Origin of the sequence: Nostoc sp. NOS(2021), from assembly GCF_017115025.1 — a bacterium.
Taxonomy (GTDB): domain Bacteria; phylum Cyanobacteriota; class Cyanobacteriia; order Cyanobacteriales; family Nostocaceae; genus Nostoc.
The window spans coordinates 1-16,045 of record NZ_JABXKM010000107.1; the positions used below are offsets into that span (position 1 = coordinate 1).

The following is a 16,045-nucleotide window of genomic DNA, read 5'->3' on the forward strand; positions in this document are numbered from 1 at the left end:
CCTCTCCCTGACTTCTTTTCCGCAATGTTAAGAAAGATGTGACTAATGGATAGCCGCTCTTCGGGAGGGGCTGGGGGTGGGGTATATTGACTGTGGTTAGCATAACTAATTATGCGGACATGATATTAAACCTTCGCGCCACTCTGCGTTTTGACTCTTATCTCTCTTTCGACTGCGAGACTGATAGCAATAAACAACACCATAAACCCTTGAATCGCGTAAACTACAGTTACCGGCACACCTGCACTACGCTGCATCACATTCGCACCACTGCGAAGCGCTGCAAAAAACAAAGAAGTCAATACTACACCGATAACACTACCACGACTTAAAAAAGCGATCGCAATGGCATCAAACCCATAACCTGGTGAAACTTGTTCAAATAGCCGATATTTCAACCCCATCACCTCACAACTCCCAGCCAATCCAGCTAAACCACCCGAACAAGCCATCACCAGCATAATGGTACGTTCAACAGATATATGAGCATAACGGGCGGCAATCGGGTTAAATCCCACTGCCGTAATTTGATAACCTAGAGACGATCGCACTAACAATACCCATAAAATACCTGCGGCAATTAAAGCTAATAAAATACCAGCATGGGCAAGGCTTTGGGGTAATATAATCGGCAAACGCGATGTTTTGGCAATTAATGGCGAATAAGGACTAGGCGCACCTGTTGCCATTAATGGATTTTGTACGAGGTAGCTAACTAAATTCACGGCGATATAGTTGAGCAACAATGTAGTAATTACCTCATTCACTCCGCGCATTGCTTTGAGATAACCAGGAATCCAACCCCAAACTGCACCAAAGAAAAATCCTGCTAAAAGTGCTAAGGAAATATGAATCACCGCAGGTAATCCTTGCACGTATAACCCAATTAAAGTACTTCCCAACGCACCCAGATAAATTTGTCCTTCTCCACCGATATTAAATTGCCCAGCCCGCAACGCCACTAACACGCCTAAACTAGCAAACAATAGCGGTGTCATTTTGGTGAGAGTGTTACCAAATCCAAAGTAGGTAGAGAGAGATTCTTGAAATAGGATGCTGTATGCGGTGATGGGATTTGCCCCAGCAATTAGCATCAGGATAGCACCGACGATGAGAGCGGAGGCGATCGCAATTAGCGGTGATAGGATTGGTAACAGGAATTTCATGCGATTAGTTGCGATCGTTCATGTCCGGCTGATTAATATTCCCGCATCTGTCCAAAAACTTGAAAACTCTTTCTCCCCCTACCCCCTTGCAGTCTTAACAATCCGTCTTTAACCGTACACAATATCATTCATTATTCCCACCACCCATCAACAAACCAATTTCTTCCACCTTCGCCGTGGCTGCATCCAAAATAGCCACAAACTCACCTCTGTAGATTACAGCAATGCGATCGCTTATAGTCATCACTTCTTCTAACTCAGTAGAAATATACAAAATTGCGGCACCGCGATCGCGTTCTGTTAATATTCGAGATTGGACTGCTACTGTCGCCCCTACATCTAACCCCCTGGTAGGTTGCATAGCGATAATTAAAGCAGGGGAATGCGCCAGTTCTCGCGCTAACACCACTTTTTGTTGATTTCCTCCCGAAAGCTGACTTACCTTGATATCAATCCCATTCGCCCGAATGTCAAACTCTTGCATTGCAGCTTGGGCACGATTAGCGATCGCTTCTTGTTGTAACAAAAAACGGCGACAAAATGGCAGATATTTAAAAGCTTTTAAAATCAAATTTTGGGCGATGCTAAATTGCAACACCAATCCCATTGTCTGTCTATCTTCTGGAATGTAGCCCACTGAGGAATGTTTGGGCGTAAACTCGATTTTACCCTGCTTAATAGTCCGCAAAAGAGTAATCGCATCAGCTAATTCTCGCTGTCCATTCCCATCGACACCAGCAATTCCTAAAATTTCTCCCGCCCGCAGTTCAAAAGATATGTTATTTACAACAGGAATATTTCTTTCATCAGCAACTTGCAAATTTTGCACCGACAGAATGATTTCTCCTGGTAATGTAGGACTTTTATTTAACTGTAAAGCTACTTCGCGTCCTACCATCAATGTTGCTAACTGCTGAGGTGTCGCCGCTTCAGTTGATGTTGTTGCTACTACCTTTCCCTGGCGCAAAACTGTTACTGAATCACAGAGATTTATTACCTCTTCTAATTTATGACTGATAAAAATGATTGTATTGCCTGCGGCTGCCAATTGGCGCAAGATAGCAATTAATGATTCTACTTCTGGCGGTGTCAAAACTGCTGTAGGTTCATCAAGAATCAACAACTTTGTTCGACGGTAGAGAACTTTGAGAATTTCTACCCGTTGTTGTGCCCCAACAGATAAATTTTCAACTTTGGCAGTGGGGTCAATTTCTAATCCATAAGCTTGGGATAAAGCAGCGATTTCTTGCTGTTTATATTGTAAATTTAGCCGCAAAGTTTTCTCCGTTCCTAAGATGATATTTTCTGTTACAGTCAATTGAGGTACAAGCATGAAGTGTTGGTAAATCATGCCAATGCCTAATTTAATTGCCTCATTTGGTGAGTTAATTTTTATTGGTTGTTCTTGGAGATAAATTTCACCAGCATCAGGTTGATAGAGTCCAGTAATAATATTCATTAAAGTACTCTTCCCTGCACCATTTTCGCCTAGTATTGCATGAATGGTTCCAGATGCAACAGAGAGATTGATATTGTCGTTAGCAATAAAAGACCCAAAGCGTTTGGTAATATTGTTTAAGCGTAAATAGTTCATGTTCACAAAACTGATAGCTTGTAGTGAGGACTTTAGTCCTCAAAATCTGGGCTAAAGTCCTCACTACGAAAGTTTTTTAATATAGTCTGCTAAACCTATGTTGTTGCTTTCTTCACGCAGCGCGTATCCTTACCAGCCTCTTTGCAGTCTTCAAAAACGATTTTTTTATTAACAATTTCTTGCTTTGCATTCAATACCTTTTGCTTTACTGCTTCCGGTATGATTGCTCCGAATTTCCCTAAAAATAAGATATCTGTTCTTTCTAGCCCAATTGTATATATTTGTCCTTGGATTTGTTTTTGTTTGGCTAATTCTGCTATGTAAGCGATGGCTAAATCTAAGCGTTTGACAGCGCTGGTTAAGACAGCTTTTGGTGCAACGTCTAATTGATCCTTGGTGTTACCAAAAGCATATACTCCTTTTTCACCTGCTGTTTGTAAAACTGCGGCTGAAGCATTATCTAACCATTGATAGATGACATCAGCACCAGAAGAAATAAATGCCAGAGTCGCTTCCTTGGCTTTGGCGACATCATTCCAATCACCCGTAAAAGTAGAAGTAATTTGGATATTTGGTTTAATAGACTTTGCTCCTAATTCAAATCCCCGCAGTTCCCCCTCGGTAGCGGGAAACTTCTCTCCAGCAATATAAGCTAATTTATTAGATTTAGTGACGGAAGCACCGATAATGCCACACAAATAACTAGCTTGTAGGTGATCTATTCGTAAAGAAGCAATATTCTCAGCCTTGAGATTACCATTTACTCCCACAAAAAATGTGTTGGGAAACTGTGAAGCGACTTGTTCAATTGCGGCATCAAATTGTCCGCCATGCGCGAAGATGAGATTGTAGCCTTTACGAGCAAAATCTGTTAATACTTCTGTTTGATCTGCTTGTGCTACTTTTTCGACATAGGCGGTTTCTGCACCTAGCTTTTGTTTTGCTAGATTGATGCCTTCATAACCAGATTGATTCCAGCCTTTGTCAGTAATCATTCCAGGGAGAGCGATCGCTATTTTAAACCCTTCAGTACCACCCGTTGTTGTCACTGTTGATGTCGTCGGCTTATTACTGCAAGCTTGCAGCAGTAAGCTGGTACCAAACCCTGCTGAACCAAACAAGATAAATTCACGCCGACTAAAGTTTGTTGTCATACCTCGCCTTCAGATAGATAGTTATTTTAGTTATTTCAACACTCTAAAGTCGTAGGTGGTCTTTTGGAAATAATTTCTCCCGGATTTCTCAATCAAGGCACAAAAACGTATCTTCTCGGACAAGTTATCCTGACAGCGACATACTAAACTGTCCAGTCTAGTTATCGCCTCACTGCTTTGATACAGAGTATTAGTCATACTCTTAAGTAATTTAAATAAGTAATACTTTAGGAGCGATGCATACACACATGAGCGCCCTAATTATGCAAGTTAAATGTGGAACAGCTTATTGACATCTCCGGCGAACTTGATGTGGGTTGATTAGCAAGCTGACTCCAACTGTCCAGCCCAATGCCACCATCCATCCTGCTAATACATCACTTGGATAATGGACTCCTAGATACAAACGTGTCCAACCAATTATTAAGACAAACAGGGTTCCGATAATCAGCACAAACCAACGCCAACGGCTGTTCCAACTCAAAATGCTCAAAGCTGCTACTAAAGTCATACTAGCCATAGCATGACCACTAGGAAAGCCATAATCAAATTCTGGAGCGGGTGATGTCCACAGATGAGGACGTGCCCGGTGCAGCAACAGCTTAACCGTCTGATTAATGATTATACTGCCCACCGAGGCTGTGAAAAAGTACTCTAAAGCACGCCACCGTTGTCGAATCAGTAGGAACAGCGCAATCATTGCTGCTGCTGGGAATACCCCCCAAAACACTCCTAACTTCGTCAAGTGCGAGACAAAAACGTCTAGTTTCGGTTGGGCAGTGCTGTGAATAGCTAATAATAGGGGAACATCGAAGGGAAATCCGCCTTGTTTCCAGACATCCTCTGCTAAGTCCCCAAATATCAGTAAGGGAATAAATCCGCCAAGCAGTAGGAGCAGTACTGCTCTCCGACTTCTGGTGAGGCGCATCAACTTGCTCCCGCATTAATTAATTAATCTTTCTCTAATGCTAGCGGTATAAGTAACCAAACAGAATTAATTACATGGCGATTCTTAACTAGGCAAGATTGATGATTTTTGACAGAATTCTTGGTAATCTAGTTCTACTTGCTTAGAGTAGCTGGTTGCATACTTAAGGATTTGATTACGCCAATCAGATAAGTGAGCAAACTTGATTAAATCATCTGCGATCGCAGAACCTTGTCTACCACCACTGCGTAATTGATCCCACGCTGTTACTTCACCCATTGTCTGCATCAACTTCTCTAAACGTCCCAGCTTTCCATCCCACGCCTGCAAACTTACTCTGTCTTGTGATGGCTGTAACTCGCGCAAAGCATAAGAATTAGTATCGTCAACTATCGCCTCCAGTAGTGCAGGTGGCGTCCCTTGCACCCGCTGTTGGATAGCCACCACCCGCGCTGCTTCACTTGCCCACTGTGGCTGATGTGGCTGAGGCAATTTACATAAATATGGCTGTAATGAGCTTTGTGCTGCTAGCTTCAAATCTAATAGATAATTACCGTCAGGAGAACCTTTGCCTTCCACCAAAATTATATAACGTTCTAACCCTAAACTTCCCGTACCAGCTATCCGCCTTTGTACATCTAAAACTTGGTAAAACTCCGCGTCTTTTTGTGTAGATTTGTGCCAATCTCCGATTAATTTTATGACTTTTTGTTGTTCTTCTACTGTCGCTTTTGCTGCAATAGATTTGTGATCAACAATCAAGCGACGGTTGCCTTTTTTTTCTTGAGTATGCCCATCTAAAAATATTTGGCGATCGCGTTTATTTAAGCTTGATAATAAATCTTTAACTAAGCCTTTAGCTGTTTCCTTTTCTACACTCCTAATCTGCCCTTTAGCTAAAGTATTAACATAGGCATCGAGAAAGTGATTATTTAAATCTAATGCTTCTGATTCATTTACACCCAGCGTGTGTGAACCGACTATTAAACTAGTAATAAATCGCACTATATCCCAGGTACAAGGGGCGATAACAGCTTCGTCAAAATCATTAATATCAAAGTAAACTAATCGATTGTCACCCTTATAACTGCCGAAGTTTTCCAGATGTAGATCACCACAAATCCATACACTTGGCGCTGCATTCAACGGTGAATTTTTAGGGAAGTCTTCGTAAAATAAATGACAAGTGCCGCGATAAAAGGTAAAAACATTAGAACGCATTGCCTTGTACTTTAATTTCAGTAGTTCTGGATCGCGTTTTTGCTCTGTATTGAATCGGTGAATTCTGTCAACAATATTGTTTGTCATAATTTTTCGTTGTTAAGCGATCCCTATCTTGGCATTTCTCTGACAGTCAGCTTTATCACAAACTTTCGGAAACCGACGCAAAAATAAGGGTTTCAGTCATCGTGAATTTGGGTGAAGAGTGTCGGTAAATCGAAAAGTTTTTGAGAAACCCCGCCACGTCAGCATTCTACCTAAAAGTTCTGGGGTAGTAATGGTTTTGCTTGGCTCTTAGGAACATTAACTACACTTTAAAGCTTTGGATGGGGAACGATGTGAAATTTGCTAATTTTTTTTACTACAATCGCTTTTTGTCAATCAGTTAAAATACTCAAAATATTCTTAACAAAAATGATAATCGTGTGTGGTGAGACGAGGCGAGCGACGCTCGCCTCCTCCCTCAGTTTGATTATGGGACTTTCAAAGAATAAATTGTCCCAAAGAATTAATTTCTGAGTATGTAAATAAGAATTATTATCATTGTTTTTTAGGGAAATGTTTTATTTTTTGGAAGTCCCTAAGTCACCCAGCACCAAATATGTAGAACTCGGACTAGGCGGCACTAACGTAGTTTTGATATTGATTGTTATAATAATTACTCTCCTGTACTTCTAGTTATCTAGCAAGAATTGGGCATTGCTAGGGCTTTGACGGTAGATATAAAGATTGAGCCTCAAACCCTTAAAAGTGCTTCAGTGTCAGATGACAAGCCTCGATTTATCGTTGTCAAGCATCAGATTGAGTATCTTGTCTTGTGTTTGATTGGTTGCACCCAGATTTGTGATAAGTTCCGCTACTGTGGAAGTTCTTTGTCCAGCTAGAGTTAACTTCCCATTATCGACAAAGGTGTAAGTACCCTGTTCTAAAAAAGTAACAAATTGCTTTATATACTTTCTGTGATCTTTTACTACAGAAGTATATGCTTCTGAATTAAGGAAAGTTTCCATGTCTATCGAATTTTTAAAGGCAATTTCAAATGCTGCTTGATATTGCTTTTCTATTGGTTCGTAATGAGAAACTCCGGGTGCTGGTGGAAGTGAATTGTCATGCTCCTCAAGTAGATGCAGTCTAAACTTAAGAACTAAATCACTTTTCCAAAAAGATTCAGCAAATGTATCTACCATATATTTCCGAAACTCATCAACAGTGATAGCATTTGTCTTTTTGACCATAACATGGAATTTGATTACATCTATCTTGCCAATTTGGGAACTATTTTCTATGCTGTTAACATACGTTTTAGAATTACCATGAGTTGTTATATACATAACAGCTTTACTAACAAAGTTCTGCTGGTCAGAATCGAGAATAGCAGCAGTATTAATCCAGGTTTTAAAGTTCTCTTCTGATACAAACGTCAATTCTGCTATTCCATCTAACTGTTCTTCTTCTGAAATTTTGTATTCTACCCCATCAATGCTTGGCCAAATATTATCCCAATTATGAGTCAAGTGATACTGCCAATACTGGTATTGACCTGGTAGCCTTGCACTTACTGGGCCATGAACATTTTTCCAGTAGCTATAGAATGTTTGCCAATCTATTTCTTCTCTCTTTTTAAGAAGTATATATAATATTGTTGTCACATCTTGATCATCTGCTGAGTAATTGACCTTTGCCATAGTTCATCTCCTAGTAATATCAAATCCGGTTAAAGGCAGATAGTAATGCTGTTGTTTGTTTGTGGCTAGCAGTGGTAACAAGTTAGACTGCAAATTAGGTCGCGATCGCTAGATATAGGACTCCTCTTTGATTTCTGAACAGGATTTCAGATAAAATCCTAAGCAAGCGGGCTTTTCAGTCTCAATATGTTTTAAAAATCAAATCGGAGTCCCATAGCACATTGCAACGTTGAAATAAAACTTCTTCTAACTCATCTAAATTAGTCTTGAGCGGAAATTTTTGGAGTATGAACCGCTAGGCAAGGACTGGAGTGGGAATCAGAGCGAATTCATCACGGTAAATATCCATAATTGCAGTCAGTAGCCGCAATGCATCTGGTTGAGAACGTTGAAATGAATTGCGCCCGATGATAGAGCCAAATCCGCCACCCTTGTGAATAGCACGAATCTCATCAAGTAACACATCATCACTTTCAGTAGGGCCACCCGAAAAAATCACGATTCGCCGACGATTGAACGTACATTGCACAACATGCCGGACTCGCTCATCCAGAGTGGTAATTGGAATTTGCTCTTTTTCATAGACTTTACGGGCTGCTTCTTGCTCGATATGAGCAGTTGGTAGTTTCACCTTAATAATATGGGCACCAAGTTGAGCAGCAATGTGAGCAGCGTAGCTCGTCACATCGATCGCAGTTTCTCCCATTTTGCTCAGACCAGAGCCACGCGGGTAAGACCAGATAATTACTACTAAGCCGTGGCGTTTTGCCTCTTCAGCATAGGCGCGAATTTGCTCATACAACTCCAATCGATGAGTTGAGCCAGGATAGATAGTAAAACCAATTCCCACACAACCTAGTCTTAAAGCATCTTGAACACTCCCAGTCAAGGCTTGGTTGGGGTCTTTTTCATCTATCAGCACATCATGGTCGTTAACTTTCAAAATCAGGGGGATATCACCCGCGAACTCTCTTGCACCCGCCTCTAGAAATCCTAAAGGAGCCGCATAGGCGTTGCAGCCTGATTCAATTGCTAGCTCAAAATGATAATGAGGGTCGTAGGCAAGTGGGTTAGCCGCAAAACTACGGGCTGGCCCATGTTCAAACCCTTGATCCACAGGTAGGATAACAAGTTTACCAGTACCTGCTAACTTACCATGATTGAGTAGTCGTGCCAGGTTGGTTAGCGTTCCTGGATTATCGCTGCCGTACCAACTTAGAATTTCTTTTACTTGTTGGATCATGTTGATTCTCCAAAATGAATCAGTTTTTTTCTTTTAATTAACGTGAGTTCGATGAACCTCTCCCTGATATCATGTCCGAGTTAGAAAGGAACGGTTTTGCGTAGTAAAAACTCTTAAGAGGTCTTTTGATTCAGGTCATTAGGCAAACACCATTTGAGCCGTCGAACTCATGTTTAATTAATGACCTGCTGACAACATAAGCTGAGAATGAGTTACGGGTTTCTACATTCAGCAATGGCATTTGCTGCCAACATCTGCTTATTCCGAATATGTTGCAGCATTCGATGAGAGCAGCAAGGACAATTTTTCATCTCAAGGGCTGGTCTAGATTTAACCCCTTGCTGCTGACTGCCTTGAGTTCCCATCGAGTACTGACTTTGAGCCGTTGTTACCCAAAATGAACCGTTCCACTGCATTGGCAAATCCTTCCTCTTCATCGGAAGTCGTTACATATTGGGCCCGATGTTGCACTTGGACATTGGCGTTGCCCATAGCAATGCTTAGACCGCTTTGTTCAAACATTGGTACATCGTTAGGCATATCACCAATGGTGGCAATCTCTTGAGCCAGAATTGCCAGGAGTTCACCGAGACGCTGCACCACTGCCCCCTTATTAGCGCGAGGGTGGGTGACATCTAAATAGTAGGGCTGGGAGCGGGCGGCAGAAACTTGCTCCCCATCACCGGAACTCGCGCCCGCCTGACAGCAGACCTGTCCACTGAACTCTCGCTGCACATCAACCTCGCATCGGGCTATTGCTTCCAAGTCATCGCTGACACCAACGATTTTGGCGACGTTGTTTAGCAGTCCATCAAAGTTGGACACAACGGTTGGTGAGAATTTGACCGTCCTTTCTTCGCGGTCAACATGAGAGCCGTGCCGCTCAGGTATAAACCAATCCTTGCCTCCATAGACCCAAACATCCAGACCGTGAGCAGTGATGATTTCAATGACCTGCTTGGCGATCGCCTGAGTCAGTACATTCTGATCAATAATGGAGAGGTCAGAATTAAAGAATACCGCTCCATTGAAGCCCGCGATCGGGGCAGTCAAATTAAGTGCATCCACAATCATCTTCATGCCCAAGGGTGGGCGACCACTAGTAATGGTGAAGATAATACCAGCCTCCTTCAGCTTTTGGACTGCTGTATAGGTGCGATTTGTCAATATCTTCTCACGATTAACCAAAGTGCCGTCTACATCGGCAACCAACAAAGAAATTTTAGATGGTTTGAAATGAATCGTTTGATTCATAAATGTTGTCACTTCTATTCTTTGGGGGATCGTATTCATTCAATGCTTGATTGGAGCAGTAAAATCGGTACTCGTTCTCCACTGCCGACCATCGCGTTGCAACAACTCATCTGCATCTTTTGGCCCCCAAGTGCCTGCGGCATAGTTGGGAAAGTTACGTGGTGGCAAAGCTTTCCATACATCCAGAATTGGACTGACCACCTTCCAGCCTAATTCCACATTGTCTGATCGCTGAAACAGAGTAGCATCACCAATCATGCAGTCGTAAAGCAAGGTTTCATAACCCGTGCTGGGCGTACTATTAAAGTAGTCAGTGTAAGCAAAGTCCATATCCACCGCCCCCATTCGTACTGTCGGGCCAGGAACTTTTGCCCCAAATTGCAAACTAATTCCCTCGTTAGGTTGGATACGAATCACCAGAAAGTTGGGAACTAGCTGGTCAACGGAGGTTTCGTGAAAAAGCAAGGATGGTACTCGCTTGAATTGGATGGCAATTTCAGTGACTCGCTGTGGTAGACACTTCCCTGTACGTAGGTAAAAAGGTACGTCTGCCCAACGCCAGTTATCAATCATCAGTTTCAAGGCGGCAAAGGTTTCTGTTCCAGAGTCAGGAGCAACGCGAGGCTCCAAACGGTAATTAGGTACATGCTCTCCTTTGACTATTCCTTCCCCATACTGCCCGCGAACGGTATGAGTCAGCACATCCTGGGGAGTCAGGGGTTGAATTGCCTTGAGTACTTTCGACTTTTCATCTCGCACTGCATCTGCTTCAAAGGAAACAGGCGGTTCCATTGCCATCATCGCCAGCAGTTGGAATATATGGTTTTGAACCATATCGCGGATTGCCCCCGCTCCTTCGTAGTAGCCGCCCCTACGTTCTACTCCCACAGTCTCACCAACTGTGATCTGTACATGATCAATATAGCGGTGATTCCAAATCGGCTCAAATAGTCCGTTGCCGAAGCGGAAGACCAAAATGTTCTGCACCGTCTCCTTACCCAGGTAGTGATCAATCCGATATACTTGACTTTCTTTGAGAATTGTGCTGATATTTTTGTTTAGGGCGCGAGCAGATTCCAAATCGTGTCCAAAAGGTTTTTCAATAATCACACGCCGCCAGTAACCGTCTTCTTGGGCAAGTCCAACAGAGCCTAGTTGCCAGATGATGTCGCAGAAGAAATTAGGCGCAGTTGCTAGGTAGAAGAGATAGTTACCTTGGGTGCTACACTCTTGATCAACCTGCATTAGCAATTCTTTGAGTTGACTGTAGGTGTGGGTGTCCTGGAAATCACCTGCTAGGTAATACAGCCGTTTCTCAAACCACTGCCAAAGTTGGGGGTCAATGTCGTTAGTGGAGAATTCTTCGATATCCCGACTCATTTGAGTACGAAAATCTTCGCTACTCATGGGGGCACGGGTGACACCGACAATGGCAAACTCATCAGGCAGCAAGTTACTGCGTGCCAAGTTATAGAGGGCAGGAATAAGTTTGCGCTTAGTTAAGTCTCCAGCTGCACCGAAAATCACTATCACACAGGGATTTGCTGGTCGGTCTGGCAATTTAGTCAGGTTATTTGCTTTTGCAAAAGTCATGATTTTACAAGTAGTATCCCTTAGCTGTGTTGCTCAACGTGTCCGCCAAACTTGTAGCGCATGGCAGACAGCATTTTCTCCGCAAAAGTATGCTCCTGTCGGGAGCGGAAACGAGTATAGAGGGCAGCCGATAGTACATCAGTAGGGACGGCTTCTTCGATCGCAGCCATAATTGTCCAGCGCCCCTCACCGGAGTCCTGCACATATCCACTGTAGTTAGAAAGTGTGGGATTCTCTGCCAGCGCCATTGCGGTCAAGTCTAGCAGCCAAGACCCCACTACACTACCCCGCCGCCAGACTTCGGAAATATCTGCCACATTTAAGTCATAACGGTAATCTTCAGCCAGTTCCTGAGAGTTGGCATTGCGGAAAATGTCAAACCCCTCGGCGTATGCCTGCATTAGCGCATACTCAACGCCATTATGCACCATTTTGACAAAGTGTCCTGCTCCATAAGCACCACAGTGTAAGTAGCCCATTTCAGCAGTGCTTCTCAGGTTTTCTCTTCCAGGTGTCCTGGGAATATCTCCTGTTCCCGGAGCAAGGGACTTAAAAATCGGGTCGAGGTAACTGACAACCTCTGCTCTGCCACCAATCATCAGACAGTAACCCCGCTCTAATCCCCATACACCCCCGCTTGTGCCTACATCAATGTAGTTGATACCTTTTGCATTCAGCAATTTGGCACGACGGATATCATCTTTATAGTAGGAATTGCCACCATCAATAATTATGTCACCTGGTTCCAGGTTTTGGGCTAAAGCAGTAACTGTTTGCTCGGTTGCATCGCCAGCAGGCACCATCACCCAAACGACTCTTGGCTTTGTGAGTAGATGTACAAATTCATGAAGTGAGGTTGCTGCTGTGGCACCTTCGCCTTCTAGCTGCCGAACTTTGTCGGGGGTACGGTTGAAGACTACGCACTCATGTCCATAGCGCATTAACCGTCTAACGATATTGGCACCCATGCGCCCAAGACCAACTACACCAATTTGCATCATTTGTCTCCTCTATTGACTAAATACTCTCTATTGAAGATGCACTATGGCGGTTATTGATTTGATCAAGTACATCCAAGAATTAATCAACCACACATAAAGCTGTATTTCATTGAAATCAGAATCGCTATATGCCGTGAAACTTAGACCAAAATTTGCTTTATAACCGTCTGTAATAGTTCTAAATCTGCTTGCACATTTTGATCAAAATGTACTCTTAGAGAGCGACGGTTTCGGTCTGACAATACCTGAAAATCACCCCTTGCTTGCGCTGCTTTGACAACTCCAAAACCGTATTTTTGACCAGTTACAGGCAAATCAACAGCATCATCACAAGTGATTTGCAGAAAAACGCCAGTGTTTGGCCCTCCTTTGTATGCCTGTCCTGTGGAATGTAAAAAGCGGGGCCCGAAGCCCAAACAGGTTGCAACTTGCTTTGAGTCCCGAACTAATTGCCGGATAACTTGCAGTTGCGCTTGGTGGGATTCGTTCATTTCGATATAAGCCAGCAATGCAAAGTAGTCTCCAACTTGGAGTTGATTCAGATGAGCGCGTAAATAACCAACTAGAGATTGGTCACGCCCCACTGCCTCGGACAGCAATACAGCATTTTTGGGGTCAGTGAATAATTTAATACCTGCTTCTGTGAAAATTGGTGTTTCCGGTGGTAATGCCCCAGTTCTTTCATATTCAGTTGTCAATTGACGAGTAGCGATTTTGCTAGCTTCCACATCAGGTTGGTTAAAGGCATGGATGCCGAGAATTGACCCAGCAACCGCAGTGGCAATTTCCCAACGGAAAAACTCTTGTCCTAGCTGGTATGAATTTGCAACTAAAATGCGGACGGTTGGCTGTCCTGCTTGTTCTAGCGCTGCTACAGCAGCATCTTGAGTTTGGTCAGGGGCAGATTCTAGACGAATATACACGAACAGGCGATCGCTACCGTATACTTTTGGATCTCCTAATGGTTCGCGGTCAATTGGAATTAATCCCAAGTTATCTTTACCCGTAGACTCCGCCAGCAATTGCTCTAACCACCCACCCAAATCTGCAATCAAGGGCGAGGTAATCAGCGTCACTTTATCTCGTCCTTGGTTTGCCAATACACCTAAAATGGTTCCGAGAACGACACCAGGATTATCCTTTGCTGGAACCGAAGGAGCGCAGGAATGCACCATCTCTTCAGCAGAGTCTAGTAGCTTGGCAACATCGACACCCATTGCCGCAGCTGGCACCATCCCAAAGTTAGATAAGGCAGAATAGCGACCACCAATGCTAGGCAGACCAAAGAAGATATGACGGAAGTCGTCAGCTTCTGCAATGTGTTGCAGTTGGGAACCAGGGTCGGTGATCGCAATGAAACGGTTTCCTGCTGATTCTGCCCCAAGAATTTGCTGCACCCGATCAAAGAAATATTGCTTGAAGATGTTTGGCTCTAAGGTGCTGCCAGACTTACTAGAGACAATGAACAGGGTTTTGGTCAGGTTAATTTGATTTAAAAGCGTCTGAATCTGAGCAGGGTCAGTTGAATCTAGCACCAACAATTCTGGATAACCTGCAACTTTCCCAAAAGTGAGCTTCATTACCTCTGGGCAGAGTGACGACCCACCCATACCCAGCAGTACAACGTGAGAAAAGCCCAAATCTTTAACTTCTTGTGCCAGCTGTTTGAGGTGATCAATTTGCGCTAGCTGATCTTCAGTAATACCAAGCCAACCCAACCAGCGATTTTCATCCGCGCCCGTCCACAGAGAAGCATCATGCGACCACAGTCTACGGATTTTGCCCTTAACGCGCCAGTCTTCTAGATGTGCTTGAACGCTAGTAGCAAGGTCTTCTGGCAGTTTGTAGGATAAGGAGTCAAGTTTTGCCCCCAAAACTATTTCTCGCTTTTTCTCTACTGAACCCAACAATTGGTCAAAGGCATCGGAAAATAAATCTAATCCTTCAACCAGCAATTGATCTGTGACGCTTTTAAAGGAAATACCTGCCCTTTCCAGTTTCAGCATCATCTGCGAAGCAATGTCAAGGTTCTCGACCAAACTAAGGCGAGGCTGTCCGTGGTCGGCAAAAGCTGCCAAAGTCGTAGGCAAAATTGTATTCACGGTGTCTAGACCAATTAATCCTTCCACATACAAAACATCACTGTATTGGGGATTTTTAGTAGCTGTGCTTGCCCATAGAAGTCGTTGGGCTTTAGCACCCAACCCTGCAAGTTTTTGCCAGCGATCGCTCTGATAAATCTCCTGGTAGCGCTGATAAGTTAGTTTAGCATTGGCGATCGCAATTCTCCCCAGCATCACCTCAAGTAATCGCCGCTCATCCTTGTTGCTGTTGCTCGTTATTTTGAGTCGAGTAGTGATCAGATTATCAATGGCAGTATCAATCCGGCTAATGAAGAAACTGGCAACGCTGTTCACTTGACTGACATCTCCACCTCTAGCAGCAAGTGCCTCTAACCCTGCGATGTAAGCATTCGCAACTTGCTCATAGACTTCTTGGGCGAACAGCAGCGTCACATTGACATTAATGCCATCGCTGATCAGTTGTTGAATAGCAAAGATCCCAGCAGGTGTAGCAGGAACTTTAATCATCAGGTTGGGTCTTTTTACAGCTTGCCAAAGCCGATGCGCTTCTGAAATGGTTTCCTGAGTGTCGTGAGCTAAATAGGGTGAGACTTCCAGGCTGACGTAACCATCTTGTCTGTTGGTTTGTTGGTAAATAGGTTGCAAAATATCAGCTGCGGCTTGGATGTCTTCAATTGCTAACTGTTCATAGAGCGAAATAGCATTTTGATCCTCACTATCCTCAACTATCTTGATCGCCTGATCGTAGTCAGTACTACCCGCAATGGCTTTCTGAAAAATTGCTGGATTAGATGTAACCCCTCGTACCCCATCATCATCAATTAGGCGTTGCAGTTCGCCACTAGTAATCAGGCTGCGCCGGATATAGTCTAGCCAAATGGACTGTCCATAATTTTGTAATGCTTGCAAAGGGTTCGTTCTAGTTTCCGAAACGGTCATGATTTGGTCTCCTTAAGCGTTTGCTAATTGCGCCTTGACTGGAAAGAAGATGTTCTCAAGAATGAAGCCAAATTTCTTTTACAATTTCATTAGAGGCATCCAAGCTCTAACAGGTTTTCATGCTAATACTGTGTCCGATTGATCCGACATACCACTGTTAGCAAAAGTTAGCTGCCTTGTTCA

At 43.5% G+C, this 16,045-nt stretch carries 11 protein-coding genes; all 11 read right to left on the minus strand.

The annotated features are described in order from the left end of the window. Nucleotides 1–125: 125 nt before the first annotated feature. The 11 genes from HWQ41_RS13290 to HWQ41_RS13340 all read right to left on the minus strand — a co-directional run bounded on the left by HWQ41_RS13290 (nt 126) and on the right by HWQ41_RS13340 (nt 15,862). Nucleotides 126–1,166 carry an ABC transporter permease gene (locus HWQ41_RS13290; protein WP_292763375.1) on the minus strand — a complete coding sequence of 347 codons (1,041 nt, stop codon included), beginning with the start codon at nt 1,164–1,166 and terminating at the stop codon, nt 126–128. A gap of 124 nt (nt 1,167–1,290) precedes the next feature. Next, complete coding sequence (locus HWQ41_RS13295) at nt 1,291–2,760, minus strand: ABC transporter ATP-binding protein (RefSeq protein WP_292763376.1); 1,470 nt, start codon at nt 2,758–2,760, stop codon at nt 1,291–1,293. Nucleotides 2,761–2,855: 95 nt separating this feature from the next. Continuing rightward, the gene (locus HWQ41_RS13300; protein ID WP_292763378.1) at nt 2,856–3,914 is read right to left on the minus strand and encodes a BMP family protein; all 1,059 of its coding nucleotides are present in this window, start codon (nt 3,912–3,914) and stop codon (nt 2,856–2,858) included. A 286-nt stretch (nt 3,915–4,200) separates the two neighbouring features. Further along, nucleotides 4,201–4,842 carry a phosphatase PAP2 family protein gene (locus HWQ41_RS13305; protein ID WP_292763379.1) on the minus strand — a complete coding sequence of 214 codons (642 nt, stop codon included), beginning with the start codon at nt 4,840–4,842 and terminating at the stop codon, nt 4,201–4,203. 84 nt (nt 4,843–4,926) lie between these two features. Then, entirely contained in the window at nt 4,927–6,150 is a 1,224-nt protein-coding gene (locus HWQ41_RS13310; RefSeq protein WP_292763381.1) for a DUF2252 family protein, read from the minus strand. Between the two features lie 674 nt (nt 6,151–6,824). Beyond that, nucleotides 6,825–7,748 (minus strand): EthD domain-containing protein, encoded by a 924-nt coding sequence (locus HWQ41_RS13315; protein ID WP_292763383.1) that lies wholly within the window; start codon nt 7,746–7,748, stop codon nt 6,825–6,827. A 295-nt stretch (nt 7,749–8,043) separates the two neighbouring features. After that, complete coding sequence (locus HWQ41_RS13320) at nt 8,044–8,991, minus strand: class I fructose-bisphosphate aldolase (protein WP_292763384.1); 948 nt, start codon at nt 8,989–8,991, stop codon at nt 8,044–8,046. Between the two features lie 330 nt (nt 8,992–9,321). Then, nucleotides 9,322–10,245, minus strand: a complete 924-nt coding sequence (locus HWQ41_RS13325; RefSeq protein ID WP_292763385.1) for a Cof-type HAD-IIB family hydrolase — start codon at nt 10,243–10,245, stop codon at nt 9,322–9,324. Between the two features lie 39 nt (nt 10,246–10,284). Beyond that, on the minus strand, nt 10,285–11,838 hold the full coding sequence (zwf, locus tag HWQ41_RS13330) for a glucose-6-phosphate dehydrogenase (RefSeq protein WP_292763386.1): 1,554 nt from the start codon (nt 11,836–11,838) through the stop codon (nt 10,285–10,287). 20 nt (nt 11,839–11,858) lie between these two features. Further along, nucleotides 11,859–12,839, minus strand: a complete 981-nt coding sequence (gene gnd / locus HWQ41_RS13335) for a phosphogluconate dehydrogenase (NAD(+)-dependent, decarboxylating) (protein WP_292763387.1) — start codon at nt 12,837–12,839, stop codon at nt 11,859–11,861. Between the two features lie 140 nt (nt 12,840–12,979). After that, nucleotides 12,980–15,862, minus strand: a complete 2,883-nt coding sequence (locus tag HWQ41_RS13340; RefSeq protein WP_292763389.1) for a bifunctional transaldolase/phosoglucose isomerase — start codon at nt 15,860–15,862, stop codon at nt 12,980–12,982. Between the last annotated feature and the right edge of the window lie 183 nt (nt 15,863–16,045).